Below are 6,960 nucleotides of genomic sequence, written 5' to 3'. Positions count from 1 at the left end.
ACTCAAAACGGACTTCGTCCCGCTGCGCTAACAAAACTCAAAACTCAAAACTCTCTTCCCCACTCCCCACTCCCCATTAAATCCCCAACCGCTGATAAACCTCCTCCAAATTTTGGAAATGGTGTTGAGGATCGAAACATCCTTCAATCTCTTCCGGCGTTAGATGACTAGTAACACGATCATCTTTAGCAATCAAATCGTGAAAATTACCATCCAGTTTATTCCAAGCTTGATGGGCGCAAGACTGGACAATACTGTAAGCTTCTTCCCGGTTCATCCCCTTTTCAACTAAAGTTAATAATACCCGCTGACTAAAGACAACACCACCATAAACATTCATATTTCGCTTCATGTTTTCTGGGTAAACCAATAGGTTTTTCACCAAATCCGTCATTTCCACTAACATGAAGTGACTCAAGATGCAGGCATCAGGTAAAATAACCCTTTCAGCGGAACTGTGAGAGATATCCCGTTCATGCCATAGTGCGACATTTTCCAGAGCAACACCCGCATGACTTCGCAAAATTCGCGCCATTCCTGTCACTCTTTCCGAACGAATTGGGTTCCGTTTATGAGGCATAGCCGAAGAACCTTTTTGCCCTTTAGCAAAGAATTCTTCTACTTCTAGAACATCGGTTTTTTGCAGGTTTCTAATTTCCACAGCAAACCTTTCCAGAGAAGCGCCTAAGAGCGCTAAATGTTGCACGAAATCAGCGTGGCGATCGCGAGATATAATTTGAGTAGATGCAGTATCCGGTTCCAGTCCTAATTTTTGGGTGGCAATGGCTTCCACACGGGGATCAATATTGGCATAAGTTCCCACCGCACCGGAAATTTTACCAACTCCAATTTGTTGGCGCAGATAATTAAGCCGATCCCGATGACGCAATACTTCCGCTAACCAACCTGCCAGCTTAAAGCCAAAAGTAATGGGTTCGGCATGAATACCGTGAGAACGCCCAATTGTCACAGTATAGCGATGTTGTTGAGCCTGATAGCGAATCGCTTGAATCAAATCCTCCAACCGTTCTAGTATAATATTGAGACTAGCTACTAGTTGCAGCGCTAGAGCAGTATCCAAAACATCGGAACTCGTTAATCCCAAATGGATATACCGCCCCGCATCTCCCACATACTCATTCACGTTGGTGAGAAAGGCAATCATGTCATGGCGCACTTGTGCCTCGATTTCTAGCACTCGCTGCGGATCGAAATTTGCCTTGGCTTTAATTTCTTCCACCGCCTCCGCTGGAATCTTACCCAACTCGGCTTGTGCCTCGCAAACGGCGATTTCAACCTGAAGCCAGGTTTTAAACTTATAGGTATCTGTCCACAATTGGCCCATTTCGGGCAGGGTATAACGCTCGATCAATGCCTGTATCGCCAAATACAACCGTCATATTCTACTACCTCATGAGCATTTTGCTGCGTGAGAAGTCTAAGGTGAGGGGTGATAGGTAAGAGGTGAGGGGTGAGGAGAGTTACGCACTATCCCGTGAAATAAACCCGGTTTATGCGTAATTCCTGATCAAGTTTTGTCAAGTCTGCGATCGCGTGCTTCAGACTGGGAATATTAGAATTAGATATTGCCGATAATTTAACATTCCCAGTTAAATTTCTATTTATACGAGAGGATAAGTGACGTGGCAGGGCCAAAGATTCTGATAGTTGAAGATGAAATGATTACGGCTTGTGCCATTTCCGAGCAACTTAAACGACTCGGCTACGAAGTTCCTGGTTTCGTGAATTCGGGTGCGGCTGCTATCGCCTCAGTTGCCCAAAACCTCCCGGATTTGGTTTTAATGGATATCGTATTGAAAAACCGCAAATTTGATGGTATTGAAGCCGCAGCCCAGATTCGCTCTCAATTCAAGATTCCCGTAATTTATTTGACTGCTCATTCAGAGGAAGTTATCTTAGAGCGCGCTAAGGTGACAGAGCCATTTGGCTATATTGTCAAGCCATTTAATCAAAGAGATTTGCGCATCGGAATTGAGATTGGGCTTTATAAGCATAAGATGGAACGGCAGCTAGCGGAACGAGAGGAATTTCTCTCTACCATTTTGCACTCAACGAGTGATGCGGTAATTGCTACTGATGAGACGGGCTGTATCACTTATATCAATCCAGTTGCTGAAACTATGACTGGTTGGCAGTCTGTCGAAGCTTTAGGAAAAAGCATTACGGAAGTTGTGCAAATTTTTGATGAAGTTACTGATACCTTGGTAGAGAATCCGGTGATGCTTCTCCTGGAAGGTGAAACTATTGATTTATTGGGAAATAGTAGAGTACTAATTGCCAGAAATGGGAGGAGAATACCCATCGCTGATAGTGTTTCCCCCATGCGGAAAGAAAGTGACACCGCTAATGGTGCAGTTTTGGTATTTTGGGATATTAGCGAACGCCGTAAATCTGAGGTATTGGAATTAGAAAAGGTGAGACTCTCAACGGAAATCATCGAACGTGAAAAAGCGGAAGCTGAAGTTCGTAAAGCCTTGATTGTTGAACAACAACTCAGTGAACTGAAATCCCGCCTTATTGCTACTATTTCTCACGAATATCGTACTCCTTTAGCTATAATTTTAACCTCCACAGAGCTACTGAAACGCTATGGACCTAAGTTATCGGAAGAGAAAAAAGAAACCTATTTAGATCGAATTCAAGGTGGTGTGAGACAAATGGCTCAACTTGTGGATGAGGTTCTCACATTCGGAAAAATAGAATCAGGTGAAATAGAGTTGAATCTGGAACCGCTAAATGTGGAAGAATTCTGCCGCGAATTAATAAACGATCGCCAAAATCAGGTGGGCGATCGCTGTAATATCAATTTCACGGTTCGAGGTTTCATCGATTATGTCAATTTAGATAAGGATCTGCTACAACAGATTGTAATTAATTTATTGGCAAACGCAATCAAATATTCTGCCAAAGGCACAACTATTGATTGTTTGCTCTTTGGTGACAAGGAGCGAATAATTTTCCAAGTTAAAGATCGAGGTATTGGTATTCCCAAAATAGACCAAACTAGACTATTTTCTCCCTTCTTTAGAGCGAGCAATGTGAGTACAGTCGGTGGCACAGGCATGGGACTAAGTATTGTCAAAAAATGTGTGGATTTGTATCAGGGTGAAATTGCGATTGAGAGTGAAGTTGATGTGGGCACTACGGTGACTGTTTCTTTACCGAGGTTAGAGGCTAAAGGTTAGAGGTTAATGTCCAATTAGTGCTTATGTGAAACCATAACTTAACTATGAAGCAAATTCGTCAGTTTACCGGAATTATTGAGCGTGAAGGAGATGGATATGTTTCTTTCTGCCCAGAGTTAGATATTGCTAGTCAGGGTAACACGGTTGAAGAAGCTCGGCTTAACCTGATTGAAGCATTAGAGTTGTTTTTTGAAACTGCTAACGAAGCGGAAATTCAAAACAGACTGGTATAAATCTTAGATCTAAAACCATAAATCAAAGCCAAACCCGCCCCTATATTTCTATTGTCAGGACGGGTTTAATAGGTTGAGGTAGCGGTATTTTGGTTTTACAATCAAGCCAAACCCGCTCCTACTTTTATCCTAAATTAATGAGGGTAAAAATTACTCTCATATCTCATATCTCACATCTCACTTCTGATCAGGTATTAGCTGCTGCCGATCTGGCGGCTGCTGCATCGTCTGGATGGATGTTTAAACGAGTGAGATTAATTCGACCTTTATTGTCAATTTCTCGCACTTTGACAATCACTTCATCGCCGACAGCAACCTCATCTTCGACTTTGCCAACGCGATAATCCGCTAGTTGAGAAATGTGGATCATCCCTTCTTTACCTGGTAGCACTTCCACAAAAGCACCAATCGGAATAATGCGGGTAACTCGACCAACATAAACATCGCCTTCTGATAGCCTGCGTGTCATGCCTTGAATAAGTGCGATCGCTCTTTTCGCCTTATCCGCTTCCATTGCCGATACTGTCACAGTACCGTCATCCTCAATATCTACTTTTGCACCTGTTTGTTCGGTAATACCTTTAATCGTTTTACCGCCAGGTCCGATTACCAAACCGATCAGTTCTGGATCGATCTTAATCGTAAATAGGCGAGGAGCAAAGGGGGACATTTCCTCACGGGGTTTGTCCATGGTTGCCAGCATTCTTTCTAAAATATGTTGGCGTGCGGGTCCGGCTTGCTTAATCGCATCTGCGATGATTTCCATGGACAAGCCTGTGATTTTCATGTCCATTTGTAGCGCCGTAATTCCGGTATCGGTTCCGGCGACTTTGAAGTCCATGTCTCCCAAAAAGTCTTCAATCCCTTGAATATCTGTGAGAATTCGGAATTGATCTCCTTCCTTAATCAAACCCATCGCTGCGCCGCTAACGGGTTTAAGAATGGGGACTCCAGCATCCATCAGCGCTAGAGTAGAGCCGCAAACGGAACCCATTGAGGTGGAACCATTGGAGGATAGCACCTCAGATACGACCCGAATCACATAGGGAAAATCCTCTTTTGCTGGCAATATAGGAACTATGGCTCGTTCTGCTAATGCACCGTGTCCGACTTCCCGACGACCAGGAGATCGCATGGGTTTGGTTTCACCGACGGAAAAGGGTGGGAAATTATAGTGGTGTAGGTAGCGTTTCTCGTCTTCGGGATTCAAGTCATCTAAGACTTGGGCATCTCCTGGAGTTCCCAAGGTGGCGGTAGATAGCACCTGAGTTAGTCCCCGATTAAATAATGCACTACCATGGACTCGCCGTGGTAATAAACCGACTTGACAAGAAATAGGACGTACTTGATCTAGTTTCCGTCCATCAACCCGAACCCCGTCTTCCACAATTTGCGCCCGCATCAGCTTTTTGGTCAGGCTTTTGAATAGACTGGGGACTACTTGGGAGTTGACAGCAGCAGCGACTCGCAGGGGATCTCCTTCTGGCATTTGGGCGATCGCAGTAGTAATTTCCGCTGCCTGAATCTCATCTAGTGCCTTATCCCGACTGGGTTTATCTAGGTGAAATTGACCGAGGACTTGTTTAATTTTGCCAGAAGCGCGATCGCGAATAAATTCATCCAGTACAGAGGATACTTCGGGCTGTTCCTCAAATGCGATATCAATCCCCAACGCCTCCATCAGTTCTCGTTGAGCTGCAATTAACTCTTGGACGGCTTCATAGCCGAAGTCAATCGCCTCAATAATATCCTGTTCCGGCAATTGGTTCGCCCCAGCTTCCACCATAATCACCCCATCAGGGGAACCCGCGACCACTAAATCTAGGTCTCCATTGTCAATTTCTCTGTAGGTTGGGTTGATAATAAAATCATCCCCTACTAAACCGACGCGCACGGCTGCCATAGGTCCGTAGAATGGAATCCGGGCTTGTAATACGGCAATAGAAGCCCCGGTTACTGCCAAAACATCTGGCGGGACTAATTCATCCATGGACAGGGTTGTTGCTACGATTTGAATATCATCTCGCAGCCAACCGGGGAATAAGGGACGCAAAGGTCGGTCAATCAGGCGGCTAATCAGCGTCACTTTTTCCGGAGGACGACCTTCTCGTCGCAGGAAACCACCGGGAATTCGACCTGCTGCGTATAGCCTTTCCTCGTAATCAACCAACAAGGGCAGAAAATCAATCCCTTCTCTACCCGCCGATCGAGTTGCGGTAACCAAAACAGCCGTATCCCCTGACTGAATCAGGACGGAACCCCCCGCTTGTGGTGCCAGCAAACCCACTTGAAGCCGAATATCCCGTCCGTCAAAAGATATTGACTTGTTTAACTCTACCATTTGGTACTTTGTCCTTCTTGCTTTATCCTTTTGTTTTCTCTGTCGCAATCCTAGCACTTATGGCCTTTTGTTGTTTGTTGTTTGTTGTTTGTTGTTTGTCAGTGGTGAGTTGTCCGGGGAGCATCCCACTTTGGCAAAGATACTCGTTTTTTGACAAAGTTTTTACCCCCCAGCCCCCCTTGTCAAAGGGGGGAGCAAGAATACAACCTGCATTTCTTCCAAATCGGGATGCTCCCGTTGTCCGTTGTCATTGGTGAGTTGTCCGTGGTCATTGCTGAGTTGTCCGTGGTCATTGGTCATCCTTGGATCTGGTAGTCTATTTATCAGTAGTTTTACAGATGAGAGGCTTTATTTAAACCAAAACAATAAATATTTAACCTATCAATAGAGTGATAACCAAGAATAATCAACAATTGGATCTCACACCATTACCAACAACAAATAACCAATAACCAATAACAAATAACAAACAACAAATAACAACATGGCAATTTTACATGGCAGTTGGATAAATAACGAATACGATCGGCATTTATTTATTTGGGGAGAAATGTGGCGTGCCATGGCATCTGTCGCCCCCCCTACAGACAGCGGTGTTTCACCTCATCCTCTGGCAATGACACAGGCGGAATTTGCCAAATTTTCGCGATCGCATAATCTTTCAATTGGTAAATTTTCCACTACATCTGGAGAAAATAATTCAGGCAGTCGAAAAGGAAACCTCCCCCCAAATTTACACCAATGGCAGGAGCAAATTATTGCCCTACCAACTCAACCCGCAGCTAAGGGCGCAGCCGCTTACCCCCTACTGTCTAGCAAAATACCCACCACAGAAATAGATTCCCCACCTTTAGTGCTGCAATTGTGGCAAGTTGAAGGGTTATGTCTCACTCCTTTACAAGCAGTCAAATTTCTCCAATCTTTACCTTTAGGCTCATTTAAAGCTTCAGATGCTTATGTGGGTGCTGAATTGCGTTTTTGGTCTCAAATTTGTCGGTGGAGTTTGGATTTATTGACACGGTGTAAATTTTTACCAGGAGTATATCGTCAGTCTAATGGTGATGTCGTAGCTTGTTGGGAACCCCTCCTCGATAGTGCCACAGATCGAGAGCGTCTGGCAAAATTTATTCAGATCATGCCATCAGCTTGTCGTGGGTATTTGGGAATGGGGAGTGGGGAG

Annotated in this window: 5 protein-coding genes and 1 pseudogene; 3 read left to right on the top strand and 3 right to left on the bottom strand. The window is 44.6% G+C overall.

Translation table 11 applies throughout. From position 1 onward, the window contains the following. Window positions 1-76 precede the first annotated feature (76 nt). Window positions 77-1,372 (bottom strand): adenylosuccinate lyase, encoded by a 1,296-nt coding sequence (gene purB, locus NJ959_RS23535; RefSeq protein WP_254014181.1) that lies wholly within the window; start codon window positions 1,370-1,372, stop codon window positions 77-79. 271 nt (window positions 1,373-1,643) lie between these two features. On the opposite strand from purB, the gene NJ959_RS23530 reads away from it, so the two are divergent. Together NJ959_RS23530 and NJ959_RS23525 are read left to right on the top strand one after the other, a co-directional pair. Beyond that, complete coding sequence (locus NJ959_RS23530; protein ID WP_254014180.1) at window positions 1,644-3,206, top strand: hybrid sensor histidine kinase/response regulator; 1,563 nt, start codon at window positions 1,644-1,646, stop codon at window positions 3,204-3,206. A gap of 44 nt (window positions 3,207-3,250) precedes the next feature. Beyond that, window positions 3,251-3,439, top strand: a complete 189-nt coding sequence (locus NJ959_RS23525) for a type II toxin-antitoxin system HicB family antitoxin (RefSeq protein ID WP_254014179.1) — start codon at window positions 3,251-3,253, stop codon at window positions 3,437-3,439. Window positions 3,440-3,626: 187 nt separating this feature from the next. Here the strand turns inward: NJ959_RS23525 and NJ959_RS23520 are convergent, their stop codons facing one another. Both NJ959_RS23520 and NJ959_RS23515 read right to left on the bottom strand, forming a co-directional pair. Beyond that, window positions 3,627-5,780 (bottom strand): polyribonucleotide nucleotidyltransferase, encoded by a 2,154-nt coding sequence (locus tag NJ959_RS23520; RefSeq protein WP_254014178.1) that lies wholly within the window; start codon window positions 5,778-5,780, stop codon window positions 3,627-3,629. A 162-nt stretch (window positions 5,781-5,942) separates the two neighbouring features. Then, on the bottom strand, window positions 5,943-6,080 hold the full coding sequence (locus NJ959_RS23515) for a hypothetical protein (protein WP_254014177.1): 138 nt from the start codon (window positions 6,078-6,080) through the stop codon (window positions 5,943-5,945). A 184-nt stretch (window positions 6,081-6,264) separates the two neighbouring features. Here NJ959_RS23515 and NJ959_RS23510 point away from each other — a divergent pair. Further along, window positions 6,265-6,960 (top strand): annotated as a pseudogene (locus tag NJ959_RS23510) (ATP-dependent helicase); the annotation flags it as partial.

The organism is Limnofasciculus baicalensis BBK-W-15 (assembly GCF_024178385.1).
In the GTDB taxonomy this organism is placed as follows: Bacteria; Cyanobacteriota; Cyanobacteriia; order Cyanobacteriales; family Coleofasciculaceae; genus Limnofasciculus; species Limnofasciculus baicalensis.
The sequence above is the reverse complement of the archived record's forward strand: the minus strand, read 5'-3'. Positions and strand labels throughout refer to the sequence as shown.